Raw genomic sequence first — 16886 nt, forward strand, 5'->3', positions numbered from 1 at the left:
AGTGGGAGTCGTTGCGATGGACGGTCCCTCGGGTACGGGCAAGTCCACCGTCTCCAGGCGGCTGGCCACAGCCCTCGGCGCCCGCTACCTGGACACCGGTGCGATGTACCGCGCGGTCACGCTGGCCGTGCTGCGCGCGGGGATCGACCCGACCGACGCCGAGAAGGTCGCTGAGGTCGCCGAGCGCGCGCGGCTGGAGATCGGCACCTCGCCGACGGCTCCGACGGTGCGCCTGGACGGCGACGACGTCGCGGCCGAGATCCGGGGGCAGGAGGTCACCACCGCCGTGTCCCCGGTCTCGGCGGTCGCGCGCGTGCGCGAACTGCTGGTCGGGCAGCAGCGGGCGATCATCGCCGACGCCACCGCCGACGGGCGGGGCATCGTCGTGGAGGGCCGCGACATCGGCACCACCGTCGCCCCTGACGCGCCGCTCAAGGTCTACCTGACGGCCTCCGCCGAAGCCCGCGCCCGGCGGCGCACCGCGCAGGACTCCGCCTCCGGGCGAGTGTCCACTGTGGACGCTACGCTGGCCGACGTGCAGCGCAGGGACCGCTACGACTCGACCCGCTCCGTGTCGCCGCTGCGGATGGCCGAGGACGCGATCGAGCTCGACACCACCGAGCTGGACATCGACGGGGTGCTGGCCCGGCTGCTGGAGCTGGCGGAGCCGCTGAGGCCGCGGACCGGATGAGCGAGCAGGGGTCCGGTCTCCCGGACGGGGCGTGGCCGCGCCTGCACGACGCGTGCCGCCGACTGGGCCGTCTGCTGGTGCACGTACTATTCCGGGTGCGGGTGCACCGCGGGGAACTCATCCCGCGGACCGGCCCGCTGGTCCTGGTGTCCAACCACACCGCTTTCCTGGACGGCCCCGTGCTGTTCTGCGTCCTGCGGCGGCGTTCGGTCTTCCTGGTCAAACACGAGAACTACCGCGGCCCGCTGGGCCGGTTCCTGCGTCGCCTCGGTCAGTTGCCGGTGCGCCGCGGCGCGCCGGACCGCACGCCGCTGCTCACCGCCGTGCACCTGCTGCGCTCCGGTGGGGTGGTCGCCGTGTTCCCGGAGGGCACCAGGGGTACCGGAGAGGTCGTCAAGGCGCAGCACGGCGCCGCGTGGCTGGCCCGCTCCGGAGAAGCACTGGTGCTGCCGGTGGCGTGTCGGGGGATCCGACGGCCGCCGGGCTCCTGGCCGCGCTTCCGCCCGAGGGTGGACGTGCTGGTCGGAGAGCCGTTCGCGGTGCCTGTTGGCAAGGGTCGGGTGGTGCTCGCCGCCGCGACCGAAAGGGTGCGCTCCGAGCTCTCCGGGCTCGTCAGCGAGCTCGACCGGCTGCTGGCCGGCGAGCTCGGCGCACCGAAGAAGGCGAAAGGGGACCGGGCGTGACCGGGTTGGACGGCACGTGGACCGACGAGGCGGACTGGGCGGCCATCGAGGCCGCCGCCGAGGCGGGAGCCGACAACGGCGCGGAGGCCCCGCAGCCGGTGCTGGCCATCGTCGGCAGGCCGAACGTCGGCAAGTCCACCTTGGTGAACCGCATCCTCGGCCGCCGGGAAGCCGTGGTGCAGGACGTGCCCGGTGTCACCCGCGACCGGGTGGCCTACGACGCGCTGTGGAGCGGACGCCGCTTCACCGTCGTGGACACCGGTGGGTGGGAGCCGGACGCCAAGGGGCTTCAGGGAGCTGTCGCGCTCCAGGCCGAGTACGCGATGAAGACCGCTGACGCGATCCTCGTCGTCGTGGACGCCACGGTCGGCGCGACCAGCACGGACGAGGCCGTCGCCCGCGTGCTGCGGCGCTCCAAGCGGCCCGTGCTGCTGGTGGCGAACAAGGTCGACGACCAGCGGCTGATGTCCGAGGTGGCCTCGCTGTGGTCGCTCGGCCTCGGCGAGCCGTACGCGGTCAGCGCGCTGCACGGCCGCAGCTCCGGCGACCTGCTGGACAAGATCCTGGAGGTGCTGCCCGAGACCCCGCGCGAGGTCTTCGGCGGCGAGGGCGGCCCGCGCCGCGTCGCCCTGGTCGGCAAGCCGAACGTGGGCAAGTCCAGCCTGCTCAACAAGCTCGTCGGCGAGGAGCGCTCCGTCGTCCACGACGTCGCGGGCACCACGGTCGACCCGGTCGACTCGCTGGTGGAGCTGGACGGGCAGGTGTGGCGCTTCGTCGACACCGCCGGTCTGCGCCGCCGCGTCAACCACGCGCAGGGCGCCGAGTACTACGCCTCGCTGCGCACCCAGGCGGCCATCGAGTCCGCCGAGGTCGGCATCGTGCTGCTGGACGCCAGCCTGCCGATCAGCGAGCAGGACCAGCGCGTGATCACCATGGTCGCCGAGTCCGGCCGCGCGCTCGTGGTGGCGTTCAACAAGTGGGACCTGGTCGATGAGGACCGCAGGCTCCAGCTGGCCAAGGAGATGGACCGCGACCTCGCCCGCATCCCGTGGGCCGAGCGGATCAACGTCTCCGCCCGCACCGGCCGCGCCGTCGCCAAGCTCGCCCCCGCGCTGCGCACCGCGCTCAACTCGTGGGATTACCGCGTGCCGACCGGCCAGCTCAACACCTGGCTGTCCGACCTCACCGCGGCCACCCCGCCGCCCGTGCGCTCCGGCAAGCAGCCGAAGATCCTCTTCGGCACCCAGGCGGGCACCCGGCCGCCGACCTTCGTGCTGTTCACCTCCGGCTTCCTGGAGGCGGGCTACCGCAGGTTCATCGAGCGCAAGCTGCGCGAGGACTTCGGCTTCACCGGAAGCCCGATCCGCGTGTCGGTCCGCGTGCGCGAGAAGAAAAAGAAGTGATCCTGCACTTCTGCCCCCGGTCGGACTGGGACGCCGCCCTCGCGAGCGGCGTCTACCGGCACCCGTCGCTGGAGTCGGAGGGGTTCATCCACTTCTCCGACCCCGGCACGGTGCACCTGCCCGCCACCGCGCTGTTCCCCGGGCGGACCGACCTCGTGCTGCTGGAGGTCGATCCGTCCACTGTGGACGTCGAGCTGCGGTGGGAGCCCGGCACCGGCGAGTCGCCCCGCGGGCCGTGGTTCCCGCACCTCTACGGCGAGCTGCCCGTGCAGCTCGTGGTGGGCGTGCACGACTTCCCGCCCAACGCCGACGGCACCTTCACGCTCCCCGCCACCCTGGCCCGCCGCCCCTGACACGTCAGTAGAAGTCGGCTTCCTGCCAGGTGATCGAGGTGGGCAGCTTCGCGGTTCGGCAGTACTCCAGAGCGGCCTGCTTGACCGCTGTCGGTGGGAGCGCGGCGTCGCTGCTGAAGAGCTGCCCGGATTCGTCGCTGAACAGGATGTCCGGGCCGTCCTGCCGGTGTGCGCTCTGCGACTGGACCAGGACGCCTTCGGAGTCGAAGGAGACGAAGTGGGCCGCTGCGCGCTCGCCGTCCGAGCTGACGCCGATGCCGAACTGGTGGCTCGGGTAGTGGCGGCCGCGGAAGTTCTCGTCTCCTTCTGAGCAACGCCGGTCAGAGGCGTAGAACTTGCTCAGTGAACCCCAGTGCCTTCCGGAAAGGGCGTAGTCCACCAGGGCGCTGATCTCGTCGTCCGTTTCAGCGAAGTGGAACTCGTTCGAGAGGATCGCGGTCACGATCACGGTCGCGCCTTTCCTTGAATGACAACAGGTTCATCGGCTCCACGCTCCCAGACGGCGAGCGTATACCCCTCCGGCAGAATCGCGGCGACCGCGAACCTGCACCCCGCGACACCGGGGCACACCCGTGTGTTGTTGATGACGATGGTCCCGTGCGTGATACCGCGTAGCCGCATGAGGGTCGCGGTCTGCGTCTCCGCGTGCCAACGCACGTCAGGGCGCCCCAGCCTCGGCGGAGAGGGGAAGTGTTCGGAGTTCACGAGGATGAGCTCCGCCGCGTCGATCAGTTCTCGCCGTGCCCGGTGCTCGGGTGGGTCGATCTCGCCGGGTTGGGGCCGCGGAGGCTCTCCGCTGGTGATCACTTCGTCCTCGTGTTCGCCGCCGCCGAAGAACACCAGGCCCGTCGTGGGCCCCTTGCCACCGGGGCGGTCGGCGAGCTTGGTTTGTTGCCGTCGCGCCCACGCGGGATCGAGCGTGGTGCGCATCGTCTCGCGGGACAACGTTGAGGGGTGGGGGATCGATCTGCTGTCCGCTGCGGAGTCGAGTCGCTCGGCGGCATCGGCTAGCTCGTCCATCACTGACCGCAGCAACCCCAGGGCGTCGTGCAGCGCGAAGCTCTCGGTGCTCTGACTGGCATGGCCCAACGGCAGCCAGACGTCGTATCCGATCCGCTCAGCCAACGCGCGCAACGATTCCGGGGCGAGCGAACTGCGCGCTGCCAACAGACGCGCGGCGACGCACGCAAGAGTGAAAGCCACTGTCGATCACAGCGCTGCCGCGACCACGCGCAGCAGCACGACAGTCCGGTGAAGTCGAGACCGCGCCCCGTCGAGCTTTCCAACCGCGTCCGCGACGAGTCCCCGCGCAGTGCAGGACGCGTCGTGGCGCGAGCCTTCCCAAGTCGCGGTCAGCTCGTTCAACGTCGCTACCTGCGCTCGCCACAAGGCCTCGGCGTGCCCCGCGTGCTGCTCTGCCCGGTCGGCGAGTTGGGCGAGCACTGCCTTGAGGTCGTTGATCCGCGCGTCGTCCACCATGAACACCCTCCTCGCTGACGCGCCGGTGGCAACCTCAGCTGAACAGCACAGGTTGGGCACATGCACGATCGCGCGCCGCGTCGTCCACGGTGCGAACGCACTGAACGGGGCATTGGCGCGCTGAGGCGGAGTGCGGGCCAGAACTACGGAATGACCTTGCGGGCGCGGAGGTCGGTGAAGATGTCGCAGAACATGCGCTCGGTGTCGACGAACTCGTGGAAGCCCGCGCGCCGAGCCTTGGAGCCGTCGGCGAACATGTCGTAGTCCCACGAGAAGACGAAGTCACCGAAGGCCCACGACGAGACCGAGGAGTAGGAGTGCGGCGCCAGGCCGTGCTCGGCGATCATGGCTTCCCACAACGGTTCCTTGTCGGCCATCACCACCGACAGGGACATGGGCAGCGGCGGCGCGACCTCCATGTCGAAGAACGCGGCGATCTTGGGCCACAGCTCGCTCCACCGGAACAGGTCGCCGTTGTTGATGTTGTAGGCCTGGTTGGCGCAGCGCGGGTCGGTGGCGGCCCACACTGTGGCCTTGGCGAGGAGTCCGGCGTCGGTCATCTCCAGCAGCGAGTGGTACGCGCCGGGCTTGCCCGGGAAGCGCAGCGGCAGGCCGAGCTGCTTGGAGACGGACGCGTACACGGCGATCACCATGGCCAGGTTCATCGGGTTGCCCAGCGCGAAACCGGCGACGACGGAGGGGCGGATCGCCGACCACGTCCACTGCTTGCCGAGCTGGCGCCGCTCCAGGAACTGCTGCTGGTCGACGTTGAACTCCGGCGGCATGTGCCCGGCGTCGTCCTCGCGCGCGGGGGTCTTGAACGGTCCGAGGTGCGCGCCGTAGACCTTGTAGCCCTGCATCAGGCTGACGTGCCGCAGCTCGGGCGCGGCGGGCTCGATCGCGTCGACGACGTTGACGAGCATGGCGAGGTTGGGCGGCACGAGCTCGGCCCAGCTCGGGCGGTCCTGGTAGGCGGCGTAGAAGACGTGCGTGACCTCGCTGAGGCCGCTGAGCTTCGCCCGGGTGTCCTCGGCGTCGAGCAGGTCGACGGCCACGTGCCGCACTCGCTCCGACTCCGACTCCGACTCCGACTCCGGCGCGCCGCCGCGTCGTGAGAGGCCGATGACCTCCCAGTCGGGCAGCGTCGTCAGGTGCTCGATGAGGTTGCGGCCGATGACCCCGTTCGCGCCGACCACGAGGGCGACCTTGCGTTCGTTCTGCATGCCTCTACCCTCCGTCTACCAGCACGGATAAGTCCAAGGCTTAGTTCTCATGAAGGTAATAAGATGCGTTCATGCCGAGCCTGCGTCAGCTGGAGTACCTGGTCACGGTGGTGGACGAGGGATCGTTCACCCGCGCCGCCGAACTGCTGCACGTCACGCAGCCGGCGCTGTCGCACCAGGTGCGCGTGCTGGAGCGGACAGTGGGCGGACCGCTGCTGGAGCGGCTGCCGAGGATGGTGCGGCCGACGCCGATGGGCCGGGCGATGCTGCCGCACGCCAGGGCCGCGCTCGCGGCGGCGGAGCGCGGGCGCTGCGCGGCGAGGCAGGCGTCCGGCCTGGAGTGCGGAGAGCTTCAGCTGGCAACGGTGTACTCGGTCAGCCTCGGCGTGCTCCCGCCGGTGCTGAGGTGCTGGCGCCGCGAGCACCCGGACGTGCACATCCGGCTCTTCGAGCACCGGCACGCGGACGAGCTGCGCGAGGCCATGGCGGCGGGCGAAGCCGATATCGCTGTCGGGCCAACACCTTCGGACTGGGACGGTCCTGTGAGGACGATCGGCGAGGAGGAGTTCGTCGTGGTGGTGGCACCCGACGACCCGTGCGCGGGAGCGGGAACCGTCGAGCTGAGCGCGCTGGCGGACCGGAGCTGGGTGCACTACGCGCCGGGCCACGGGCTCGCGACGGTGCTCGACCAGCACTGCGCCGCAGCGGGATTCCAGCCTCGCGCGGCGGTGCGGACGGAACAGACCGCGACCGCGCCGATCCTGGCCGCTGCGGGACTCGGCCCGGCGCTGGCTCCGGCCAACGTGATCCCGCAGCACTTCGACGGCTGCGTGCTGCGGCCCGAACCACCGATCCGGCGCAGCCTCGTCGCGTACACGCGCGGCACGCCGGACCCGTTGACCAGTGCCTTCATCGAGACGCTCGCCGCGAACGCGTGCGTGACGCCGGAGCATCTGCACGGGCTACTACGGTGAAGCGGTGACCCGTTGGCTTCCGCCCCTGTCCTTCGCGCTGCTCGTGACGCTCTACGCGGTGCTCCGCAACTTGTTCCCGTTGCGCGACTTCGACTTCACCGCGACCCGGCGCGACGAGACGTGGTGGGCGGTGCTCAACCTGGGCGTCTTCGACCGCGCCGACGACAACCGCGTGCCACCGTTGCCTTGGAGCACGCTCGGGCTCGCGGTGCTCGTGCTCGCCGTCGCTGTGGGCTGCTCGTGGTGGAAGCACCGGGGCAACGCGTGGCTGCCGCTGCCGATCTTCCTGGTCTTCCTCGCCGTGCTGTCAGCGGTGAAGTCCTTGTCCTTCAACAACATCGCCGTCGCGATGGGGTTCGTCGTGGTGGGCGTGGCGCTGATCTGCCTCGCGCTGTACCTCTACCGCCGCGATCGGTGGTGGGGCCTGGCCGGAGTGCTCGGGGCGAGCCTGGCCGCGACGGTGCTGCGCCCGGTCGACGGGTTCCTGCTCGTGGTCTTCGCCGTGCTGATGGCCTACGCGGTCGCTGAGCGCAGCGCCGTGCTGGCCACCACCTCCGCCGTCTACCTCGTGGTGCTCTGGTGGCCGCAGTGGACGATCGACTACGGCTCGGGGTACCAGATCCTCACCCAGGAGCAGTTCGAGCAGCTGAACGTTTTCTGGCTCACCGCAAGGGTTTACGCGGGTCCGGTGATCGTCCTGCTCCTCGGCGCGCTCGTCGCTGCGAGCGCGCCGAGGTGGCGCAGGACTACTGCTTCGCCACCGCCACAGTGACCTTCACGCTGTCACCGACGGTCCCCGCGAAGCCCTCGACCGGGGCGTAGGCGACCGAGGTGGCCAGGGTTTCCTGAGCCACGAACGCCTCGTGCGCCTTGACCGCGGCCACGACCTCGGCGGGCGCGTCCACGGTCAGCGAGATGCGGTCGGAGACGTCGAAGTCCGCGTCCCGCCGCGCCTGCTGCACGATCCGCACCAGATCCCGCGCCACGCCCTCAGCAGCGAGCTCGGGCGTGACCTCGGTGTCGAGCAGCACCAGGCCGGAGCCACCAGGCAACTCGGCCGCCGCGCCGGAGTCCTTCGCGACCAAGCGGCGGTCGTACTCGGTCTCCAGCAGCTCGATCCCGGCCGCGACCACGGCGCCGGAGCCGGACGTGGTCCACTCCCCGGCCTTCACCGCCTTGATCACCTTCTGCACGTCCTTGCCGAGCCGGGGCCCGGCCGCGCGGGCGTTGACCGCGACCTCGAACGCGCCGTGAGTGGCCACGTCGGTGTCCAGCACGACGGACTTGACGTTGACCTCGTCGCGGATGATGTCCGCGAACTCCTCAAGCGCCGCAACGTCTTCGGCCGCGACGAGCAGGCGCGACAGCGGCAGCCGCACGCGCAGCTTGTTGGCCTTGCGCAGCGAGGACGCCGAGGAGCACACCTGGCGCACGCGGTCCATCGCGGTCACCAGCGCGTCATCGGCCGGAACCGAGTCAGCGGCGGGCCAGTCGGTCAGGTGCACCGAACGCTCGCCGGTGAGCCCGCGCCACACTGCCTCCGAGGTGAGCGGCAGCAGCGGCGCGATGACGCGGCAGGTCACCTCCAGCACGGTGTGCAGCGTGTCGATCGCGTCCTTCTCGCCCGCCCAGAAGCGGTCGCGCGAACGGCGCACGTACCAGTTCGTGAGCACTTCGAGGAACTCGCGCACCGACTGGCACGCGCCCGCGACATCGCAGATGTCCAGACCGCGCTGCACGTCCGCGACGAGCTGGTTGGTCTTGGCCAGCACGTAGCGGTCGAGCACGTGCGTGGAGTCCGTGCGCCACGTGCCCTCCACGCCCGCCGCGTTCGCGTACAGGCTGAGGAAGTACCACGAGTTCCACAGCGGCAGCACGGCCTGGCGCACCGAGTCGCGGATGCCGCGGTCGGTGACGACCAGGTTGCCGCCGCGCAGGATCGGGCTCGCCATGAGGTACCACCGCATGGCGTCGGCGCCGTCGCGGTCGAAGACCTCGTTGACGTCGGGGTAGTTGCGCAGCGACTTCGACATCTTCTGGCCGTCGGAGCCCAGCACGATGCCGTGCGAGACGCAGGTGCGGAACGCGGGCCGGTCGAACAGCGCCGTGGCCAGCACGTGCAGCAGGTAGAACCAGCCGCGGGTCTGGCCGATGTACTCCACGATGAAGTCACCGGGGTAGTGGTGCTCGAACCACTCGGTGTTCTCGAACGGGTAGTGCACCTGCGCGTAGGGCATCGAGCCGGAGTCGAACCACACGTCCAGCACGTCCGGCACGCGGCGCATCGTGGACTTGCCCGTCGGGTCGTCCGGGTTGGGCCGCGTCAGCTCGTCGATGAACGGGCGGTGCAGATCGGTCAGGCGCACGCCGAAGTCGCGCTCCAGCTCCTCCAGCGAACCGTAGACGTCCGTGCGCGGGTGCGCGGGGTCGTCGGAGACCCACACCGGGATCGGCGTTCCCCAGTACCGGTTCCGCGAGATCGACCAGTCGCGCGCGTTCTCCAGCCACTTGCCGAACTGGCCGTCCTTGATGTGCTCCGGGTACCAGGTGATCTCCTGGTTGAGCTCCACCATGCGGTCCTTGAACGCGGTCACCTTCACGAACCACGAGGACACCGCGCGGTAGATCAGCGGGTTGCGGCAGCGCCAGCAGTGCGGGTACGGGTGCTCGTAGGTCTCGTGGCGCAGCAGCGCACCGCGCTGCTTCAGGTCCTTGATGATCTGCGGGTTGGCGTCGAAGACCTGCACTCCCGCGTAGTCGGTGACCTCGGAGGTGAAGCGGCCCTTGGAGTCCACGGGCGTGACCGGCACGATGCCGACCGCGTCGGTGACCGCCTTGTCCTCCTCACCGAAGGCGGGCGCGATGTGCACGATGCCCGTGCCGTCCTCGGTCGTGACGTAGTCCGCCGCGAGGATGCGGTGCGAGCCCTCGTGACCGGCGAAGTACGGGAACGGCGGCTCGTAGCGCAGGTTCAGCAGCTCCGCGCCGGTGTGCCGCGAGAGGACCTCGGGCTCCTCGCCCAGTTCCTTCGCGTAGGCGCCGGTCCTGGCTTCCGCCAACAGGAAACGGCGGTCGTTCTCGGTGCGCACGACGACGTAGGAGACCTCGGGGTGCACGGCCGCAGCGAGGTTCGACGGCAGCGTCCACGGCGTCGTGGTCCAGATCAGCAGCTGCGCGCCGTCGATCGGGGAGTCGTTGCCGGACAGGCGGAATCCGACGGTGACCGCCGGGTCCTGACGGCTCTTGTAGACGTCGTCGTCCATCCGCAGCTCATGGTTGGACAGCGGCGTCTCATCGCGCCAGCAGTACGGCAGGACGCGGTAGCCCTCGTAGACGTAACCCTTGTCCCACAACTGCTTGAAGGCCCAGAGCACCGACTCCATGTAGCTCACGTCGAGCGTCTTGTAGTCGTTGTCGAAGTCCACCCAGCGGGCCTGCCGGGTGACGTACTCCTGCCACTCGTCGGTGTAGCGCAGCACCGACTCGCGGCAGGCCGCGTTGAACGCCGCCACGCCCATCTCGTCGATCTGCGACTTGTCGGTGATGCCCAGCTGCCGCTCGGCCTCCAGTTCCGCGGGCAGACCGTGGGTGTCCCAGCCGAAGCGGCGCTCAACGCGCTTGCCGCGCATCGTCTGGTAGCGCGGCACGATGTCCTTGACGTAGCCGGTCAGCAGGTGCCCGTAGTGGGGCAGGCCGTTGGCGAAGGGCGGGCCGTCGTAGAAGACGTACTCGTTGGCGCCGTTGACCCCGGTCTCGCGCGCGTCGATCGTGGCCTGGAAGGTCTTGTCGGCCTCCCAGTAGGCCAGGACGTGCTTCTCCAGCTCCGGGAAGGACGGCTGCGGCGCGACAGCGCCCTGGTTCGGTTCGGCGCTCGCCTTGGGGTAGGCCATCGTGGCGCTCCTCGCGGTTCGTCTCGTGCACAAACCGCGGGGACGAAGCCCCCGCCGTGCCCGGCGCGCTCCGCGGTACCACCCCGCTTGCCCCGCGAACGGGGCCACTCTCGACAAGGCTGTGACGGGCCGACCCGTCCGGTTCTACTGAGGGCTCGCGCCCCGTTCTTCCGGAGGCTCCCCGGTGATGGCCGGATCAACGCCTTTGCTCAAGGTTAGCTCCCCCGGTCACCCCATTTACGCCCACCCCACCTCCGCCCCGCACTCGCCCCCGGCTCTCCGCCCTCCGCGCTCTCCGCCAATGCCGCGTTTGTGTGGTTGAGCGTGCTGAATGACTCATTGAGGTACTTGAGCGCCCTCAATGACTCATTCAGCACGCTCAAGTACCTCAATGACTCATTCGGTCCGTTCGGGTGCCAGTGAACGGCGCGTTTGGTGCGCCCAGCTCCCTGAACGACCCGTTTGGTGCGTTGAGCGCGCTGAACGGGTCGTTTGGTGCGCTCAAGTCCCTCAACGGGTCGTTTGGTGCGTGTGGGGGGCCTGAACGGGTCGTTTGGTGCGGAGCGAACGCGGCGTTGGCGGAGTGCGGGCGCGGCAGTGGGCGGCAGCGGGTGGGCGGCAGTGGCAGCGGCACTGGCGGAGAGCAGGTGCGCGACGTAGCGGGTGCGCAGAGCGGGCGAACGGGGCGGGCGACGAGACGGCGCGGCGGTGGAGGAAGGGGCGAGCGGGGCGGGCGAAGAAACGGCGCGGCGGGGGAGGAGGAGCGAGCGGGGTGGGCGTGGCGGCGGGGGAGGAGCGGGCGCTGGCCGGGCGGGCGTGGAGAGCGCCGTCGGGGCGATGGGCGGCGTTCGGGGGAGCGCGGTGGGCTGATCGGGGGCAATCGGGGCGCGAAAGAGGCTCGTGCCTTGACCTCGCGGTGGTCTAGACCACATCTTTGGCCAACTTGTCCGCGCCGCCGCCCGGTTCGGAATGAGGAATTGATGACCAAGGTCAGATGGCACCTCGCCGCCTTGTGCGGAGTGGTGACCGCACTGGTTCTGGGGCTGATCGCCGTCGCACCCGCCAGCGGTGCCACCGGCGTCACCGCCACCTTCTCGAAGTCCTCGGACTGGGGTTCGGGGTACGAGGGCAAGTACACGATCACCAACGGCGGCACCTCCGCCATCAGCTCGTGGACCGTGGAGTTCGAGCTGCCCGCCGGGAACACCGTGGGTTCGGTGTGGGACGGCGCGAAGACCACCAACGGCAACCGCGTCACGGTGAAGAGCACGTGGAACGGCAACGTTGCTCCCGGCGCGTCGGCCAGCTTCGGCTTCAACGCCACCTACAGCGGCAACTCGGGCAACCCGGTCTACTGCCGCATCGACGGCGGGACCTGTGACGGCACGGGCGTCACGCCGACGACCACGACGCCGCCACCGACGACGACCACGACGAACAACCCCGGCCCCGGCGGCAAGATCAACCTCGGGTACTTCGCGCAGTGGACGGTCTACGCCCGCAACTACCACGTGAAGAACATCCACACCTCGGGCTCGGCCGCGAAGCTGACGCACATCAACTACGCCTTCGGCAACGTCAGCAACGGCCAGTGCGTCATGGGTGACCGCGACGCGGACATCGACAAGTTCTACGACGCCGGTGCGAGCGTCGACGGCGTGGCGGACAGCTGGGACGCCGGAGCGCTGCGCGGCAACTTCAACCAGCTGCGCAAGCTGAAGAAGATGTACCCGCACATCAAGGTGCTCTACAGCTTCGGCGGCTGGACCTGGTCCGGCGGCTTCGGCCAGGCCGCGCAGAACCCGGGCGCCTTCGCCGAGTCCTGCCAGAAGCTGGTCGAGGACCCGCGCTGGGCCGATGTCTTCGACGGCATCGACATCGACTGGGAGTACCCGAACGCCTGCGGCCTGACCTGTGACGCCAGCGGGTTCGGTTCGTTCAAGGTGCTGTCGGAGGCGCTGCGCGACCGCTTCGGCTCCAGCTACCTGGTCACCGCCGCGATCACCGCGGACGGCAGCAACAACGGCAAGATCGACAAGGCCGACTACGGCGGCGCCGCGGCCTCGCTCAACTGGTACAACGTGATGACCTACGACTACTTCGGCGGCTTCTCCCCGCAGGGCCCGACCGCCCCGCACTCGCCACTGACGTCCTACCCGGGCATCCCCGCCGACGGCTTCAACTCCGACGCGGCGATCCAGAAGCTCAAGAGCAAGGGCGTTCCGGCGTCGAAGTTGTTGCTGGGCATCGGTTTCTACGGCCGTGGCTGGACCGGCGTGACCCAGAGCGCCCCCGGCGGCAGCGCGACCGGGCCGGCCCCCGGCGACCAGGGCGAGGCGGGCATCGCCGACTACAAGACGCTCAAGACGCGGTGCCCCGCGACGGGAACCGTCGGCGGCACGGCCTACGCCAAGTGCGGCAACGAGTGGTGGAGCTACGACACCCCCGCCACCATCGGCGGCAAGATGGGCTACACGAAGACGCAGGGCCTCGGCGGAGCGTTCTTCTGGGAGCTCTCCGGCGACACCTCCAACGGTGAGCTGATCACCGCGATGAGCAACGGCCTGAAGTAGCACGTCCCAGGGCGGGGCCGGTGGCTATCCACCGGCCCCGTTCCACGTCCCGGTCACGCGATCATGCTTGACCAGCACGGGATAGGCGCTCGGCCCGGGATCGTTGGGCCGCCAAGCCCGCGGTGCCAGGCCGATCTCCACGCCGTACGGGCCCGTCCCGGTGGCGCGGCCGGTCCAGAACGGGCTCTGGTCGAGCAGGTGTGCGCACAGCTCCCACGGCGGCTCGGTGATCGTCCCGCCGTCCTCGACGCCGAGCGCGCTCGCCGCGAGCAGGGCGAGTAATCGAGTGAAAACCCTTGGTGCCACTGAAGAATCGTCGCTGCGCACGCTGAGGTAGCAGTCGTGGTCGCTGTGCAGGTGCGTACCGCGAACAGCTCCGCGCGCGACCGCCTCCGGGGCCAGATCACCGGTCCAGTCCACGATGTCGACCCCGTAGAGGGTCCAGTCCGCGAAGAACGCGCGCAGGTCCTGCCGCGCCAGCACGATCAGTGGTGCCGCGTCGCCGATGTCGTGCGCCACGGCGGGCACGTTCTGCTCCTCGGCGATCTCGTGCGGGCGCAAGCTGCGCAGATCCTCGTCGAGCCAGCTGTTCTGGCCGACGTTGAGCACCGCGACGTTCTCGGCCCACGGCAACGCGTCCACGATGTCGTAAGCGGTCGACGCCGTGCCGTGCACGAGCCAGGTCTCGCCCTGCGGCACGACCTCGATCGACAGCGGGAAGGCCGCCGATCCGATGCCCGCCCGCTTCACGTCGAAGGCGTTCCACTGGTCGATCCGCACCTCGCGCCCGGTCACGTGAGCAGCTCGCCGCGCGAGCTCACGCCGAGCTTGCGCAGCGCCCGCGCCACGTGCTGCTCGACGGTGCGTGGAGAAAGGAACAACACCTCGGCGATCTCCCTGTTCGTCCGGCCCTGCGCCAGCAACCGAGCCACATCCTGCTCCCTCGGCGAGAGCTCGTTGCCGTAGCCCCGCCTGCCGCGCCGCGAGGGCGTTCCGCCGCCGAGCCCGCGCAGCAGGTGCCTGCACCGCGCCGCGTCCCTGGTCGCGCCGAAGTCGTCGAAGGTCTCGGCGAGCGCGGCCAGCTCCTCCTGACTGCGATCGCCGTCCATGCGGCACAACAGTTCCCGCTCGGTGGCCAGCGCGGCGAAGTACGGTGCGCCGATCTTCTCGTAGCGCGTGGTCGCCGCGCGGTGCAGCTCGATCGCGCCGGAGCGGTCGCCGCGCGCCTCGGCCAGCTGAGCCCGGCAGGTGAGCAGGGCGGCGGCGGGCAGCGGCGCGTCCAGCCCGGCGATCCCGGTTTCCAGGTCGTCAACCACCCGGTAGGCGTCATGCTCCCGCCCAGTGCCGAGCAGCGCGGTCACCGCGACCGGGGCCATATCGCCCGACCAAGACCAAATTCCTTTGTCCCGCAAGAGCTTCAGCCCGTCGTCCGCTGCCTGCGCGGCGGCTTCGGGCTCGCCCTTGGACAGCCACATCCTGGTCAGGCCGGCGCACGCGTCGATCGCCACCGGCCCGATCGCCTCGCGCGGGCGAGTCACCCCGGTCGCGGCGAACCACCGCGCGGCCTCGTCCCACTCGCCGCGCGCGACCGCGAGCAGGCCCAGCACCAACGACAGCTCGCTAGAGACCGGGAACAGGTCGTGGTACTCGTCGAGCAGCCGCATGCAGCGGTCCGCCAGCCCTGACCACGCGCCGGTGAACCAGTCCAGCCGGGCCTGCGTCGCCCGCGCGGTGCTCACCACGAACGGTGCTCCGCAGTCGTTGGCCAAGCGCAACCCGCTGACCAGCAGGCTGTCCGCCCACTCGTAGTGGCCGATGGAGGTGCACGCGTCCGCGAGATTGCAGTGCGCCCGTGCGAGCTGCCGTTGCTCACCCGGCGTCGCGACGTCCTCCGGTAGCGCGGCGAGCAGCTCCCGCACTCCGCCGCCCTCGCCGATGTGCAACCGCGCCGGAAGATGGCTTGCCAGCAAGGAAACGCGCAGTTCGGGGTCGGCGCAGTCGAAGACCCCGTCGTGCAACTGCTTCTGCCACCGCCGCAACACCGGCAGCGGCGCCGAGCCCAGGAACGGCTGCGCCAGCACGGCAACGCCCTTGACCGCGAGGTTCGGCCGCTCGGCGAGTTCGCGCACTGCCAGCTCGATCTCCGCGAGCCCTGCCGAGAGGTCGCCGTCCTGGCGAATGAGCAGCATTCCCAGGAACAGCCGCACTTCACCGCGCACGGCCGTGGCCAGCCGACGATCGCCGAGCAGCCGCCGCAGGGTCGCGATCGGGTCGAGCTGGTCTATGCCCACGTGCGCCGACTGACCCAACCGCACGGCGAGCCGGTTCACGTCCGCCGCCGCCAACTCCGGTTCCTCCAGCAGACGTTGCAGCAGGTCCGTCGCTGTGGCGTGATCACCGGACTCCGTCGCCTGTGCCGCTGCTGCTTCCCCGTAGCGCATCCAGTTCGTCAGCACTCCGGCTCGGCGGCTGTGCTCGGCCAAGCGCAGCAACGGTTTCGGCTCGCGCCGTTCGAGCACGCGCAGCGCACGAAGGTGCAGTTCGCGGCGGTCCGGTCCGGGAACGGTGTCGTGAACCGATTGCTGGGCAAAGGAATGCCGGAAACCGTAGCGGCAATCGCCGACCTCGCGGAGCACTCCGGCGGCGAGCGCGGCGGTCAGTGCGACGCGGCAGCGCTGCGGTGTCAGGCCCGCGACCTCGCCGATGACCTCCGCCGTCTCCGCGACGCCGAGCACTGCCGCTGCCTGAGCGACGCGGTTCGCGGTGATCGGCAGCCGCGCGAGCCGTTCCAGCAGCTCCTCGCGAACCATCGGAGGTACGCCGTCGGAGCCCCAGCGCAGGGTTTCCTCGACCACGAAGGGGATGCCCGCCGTGCGCTCGTGCAGCGCCTCGGCGGACGCGCATTCCTCGCCGATGAGAGCGCGAACTTCGGAGATCGTGAAGGGACGCAACGAGATGTGCGCGCGCGGGACGCTCTCCGGTGGGCGCCTGCCGTTCAGGCCTGCGGGGAGTTCCTCGCGGCGGAAGGTCACCACGAGTGCCAGCTCCGGTGGTGGATCGGTGATCAGAAACCTGACCAGGTGCCGGGTGTCGTCATCGGCCCAGTGCAGGTCCTCGATCACCAGCACCGCCGGGCCGAGCGCGGCGAGGAGTTCGCGCACGGCACGGAAGATCCGGTGTCGGTCGAACCGTCGATCGCCGACCGGAGTGGGCTCCGAGGGCAATAAGTGCGTGATTTCGGGTAGGAGTGTTCGAAGCACGCCCGTTATCTGATTGGGCCGTTCGGCCGTAGTCGTTAGGCCGTGCAGCGCATCAAGAATCGCCCCGTACGGGAACGGCTCACGGCAACGTCCGATGAGGACGGTGCGGTCGACCGAGGCAAGTGCTTCCCTGACCAGGCGACTCTTGCCGATCCCGGCTTCGCCCTCGACCACGGCGAACGCGGCGGTCTCGCGCGGCAGCAGCAGTGCGCGCAGGGATTCCAGCTCCGCGGAGCGGCCGACGAACGCCGATGAGCGCGTCACGTGTCCACCTCCGGTTCGCTCGCGGATAAGAATCCGTATGCCTACGTATGCCTACCCGGATTGTTCGAACGGCAGTACCCGTCAGAAGGTGAT

At 69.9% G+C, this 16886-nt stretch carries 14 protein-coding genes; 7 read left to right on the forward strand and 7 right to left on the reverse strand.

Annotated elements, in window-relative coordinates:
* The first annotated feature begins 16 nt into the window (after positions 1-16).
* The 4 genes from cmk to ABD798_RS20880 are packed head-to-tail and all read left to right on the forward strand — an operon-like array spanning position 17 to position 3130.
* Positions 17-691: a (d)CMP kinase gene (gene cmk / locus ABD798_RS20865; protein ID WP_344877310.1), complete on the forward strand. Its 675-nt coding sequence runs from the start codon at positions 17-19 to the stop codon at positions 689-691.
* Positions 688-1374 (forward strand): lysophospholipid acyltransferase family protein, encoded by a 687-nt coding sequence (locus ABD798_RS20870; protein ID WP_344877312.1) that lies wholly within the window; start codon positions 688-690, stop codon positions 1372-1374. Before cmk ends, ABD798_RS20870 begins: the two co-directional genes overlap by 4 nt.
* Positions 1371-2777 carry a ribosome biogenesis GTPase Der gene (der, locus tag ABD798_RS20875; RefSeq protein WP_344877314.1) on the forward strand — a complete coding sequence of 469 codons (1407 nt, stop codon included), beginning with the start codon at positions 1371-1373 and terminating at the stop codon, positions 2775-2777. Before ABD798_RS20870 ends, der begins: the two co-directional genes overlap by 4 nt.
* Positions 2774-3130 carry a DUF952 domain-containing protein gene (locus ABD798_RS20880; RefSeq protein WP_344877316.1) on the forward strand — a complete coding sequence of 119 codons (357 nt, stop codon included), beginning with the start codon at positions 2774-2776 and terminating at the stop codon, positions 3128-3130. Before der ends, ABD798_RS20880 begins: the two co-directional genes overlap by 4 nt.
* A 4-nt stretch (positions 3131-3134) precedes the next feature.
* Here ABD798_RS20880 and ABD798_RS20885 read toward each other — a convergent pair whose 3' ends face one another.
* The 4 genes from ABD798_RS20885 to ABD798_RS20900 form a co-directional block, all read right to left on the reverse strand.
* The gene (locus tag ABD798_RS20885) at positions 3135-3578 is read right to left on the reverse strand and encodes an Imm1 family immunity protein (RefSeq protein ID WP_344877318.1); all 444 of its coding nucleotides are present in this window, start codon (positions 3576-3578) and stop codon (positions 3135-3137) included.
* Entirely contained in the window at positions 3575-4333 is a 759-nt protein-coding gene (locus ABD798_RS20890; RefSeq protein WP_344877320.1) for a DddA-like double-stranded DNA deaminase toxin, read from the reverse strand. The genes ABD798_RS20885 and ABD798_RS20890 overlap by 4 nt, the downstream gene beginning before the upstream one ends.
* Positions 4334-4339: 6 nt before the next feature.
* Positions 4340-4609 carry a hypothetical protein gene (locus ABD798_RS20895; protein ID WP_344877322.1) on the reverse strand — a complete coding sequence of 90 codons (270 nt, stop codon included), beginning with the start codon at positions 4607-4609 and terminating at the stop codon, positions 4340-4342.
* A gap of 143 nt (positions 4610-4752) precedes the next feature.
* Positions 4753-5832, reverse strand: coding sequence for an SDR family oxidoreductase (locus ABD798_RS20900; protein WP_344877324.1), 1080 nt, complete (start codon positions 5830-5832; stop codon positions 4753-4755).
* Positions 5833-5903: 71 nt separating this feature from the next.
* Between ABD798_RS20900 and ABD798_RS20905 the strand changes: the two genes are divergently transcribed.
* Positions 5904-6806: a LysR family transcriptional regulator gene (locus ABD798_RS20905; protein ID WP_344877326.1), complete on the forward strand. Its 903-nt coding sequence runs from the start codon at positions 5904-5906 to the stop codon at positions 6804-6806.
* A gap of 4 nt (positions 6807-6810) precedes the next feature.
* Positions 6811-7578: a hypothetical protein gene (locus tag ABD798_RS20910; protein ID WP_344877328.1), complete on the forward strand. Its 768-nt coding sequence runs from the start codon at positions 6811-6813 to the stop codon at positions 7576-7578.
* On the opposite strand, the gene ileS is transcribed toward ABD798_RS20910, so the two are convergent.
* A complete protein-coding gene (ileS, locus tag ABD798_RS20915) occupies positions 7553-10696 on the reverse strand; it encodes an isoleucine--tRNA ligase (protein ID WP_344877330.1) in 3144 nt (1047 codons plus the stop codon). The genes ABD798_RS20910 and ileS overlap by 26 nt on opposite strands.
* A 980-nt stretch (positions 10697-11676) precedes the next feature.
* On the opposite strand from ileS, the gene ABD798_RS20920 reads away from it, so the two are divergent.
* Positions 11677-13269, forward strand: coding sequence for a glycosyl hydrolase family 18 protein (locus ABD798_RS20920; protein ID WP_344877332.1), 1593 nt, complete (start codon positions 11677-11679; stop codon positions 13267-13269).
* A gap of 24 nt (positions 13270-13293) precedes the next feature.
* On the opposite strand, the gene ABD798_RS20925 is transcribed toward ABD798_RS20920, so the two are convergent.
* Together ABD798_RS20925 and ABD798_RS20930 are read right to left on the reverse strand one after the other, a co-directional pair.
* Positions 13294-14064, reverse strand: a complete 771-nt coding sequence (locus ABD798_RS20925; protein WP_344877334.1) for a hypothetical protein — start codon at positions 14062-14064, stop codon at positions 13294-13296.
* The gene (locus ABD798_RS20930; protein WP_344877336.1) at positions 14061-16793 is read right to left on the reverse strand and encodes an ATP-binding protein; all 2733 of its coding nucleotides are present in this window, start codon (positions 16791-16793) and stop codon (positions 14061-14063) included. Before ABD798_RS20930 ends, ABD798_RS20925 begins: the two co-directional genes overlap by 4 nt.
* Positions 16794-16886 lie beyond the last annotated feature (93 nt).

Origin of the sequence: Allokutzneria multivorans, from assembly GCF_039537405.1 — a bacterium.
Lineage (GTDB): Bacteria > Actinomycetota > Actinomycetes > Mycobacteriales > Pseudonocardiaceae > Allokutzneria > Allokutzneria multivorans.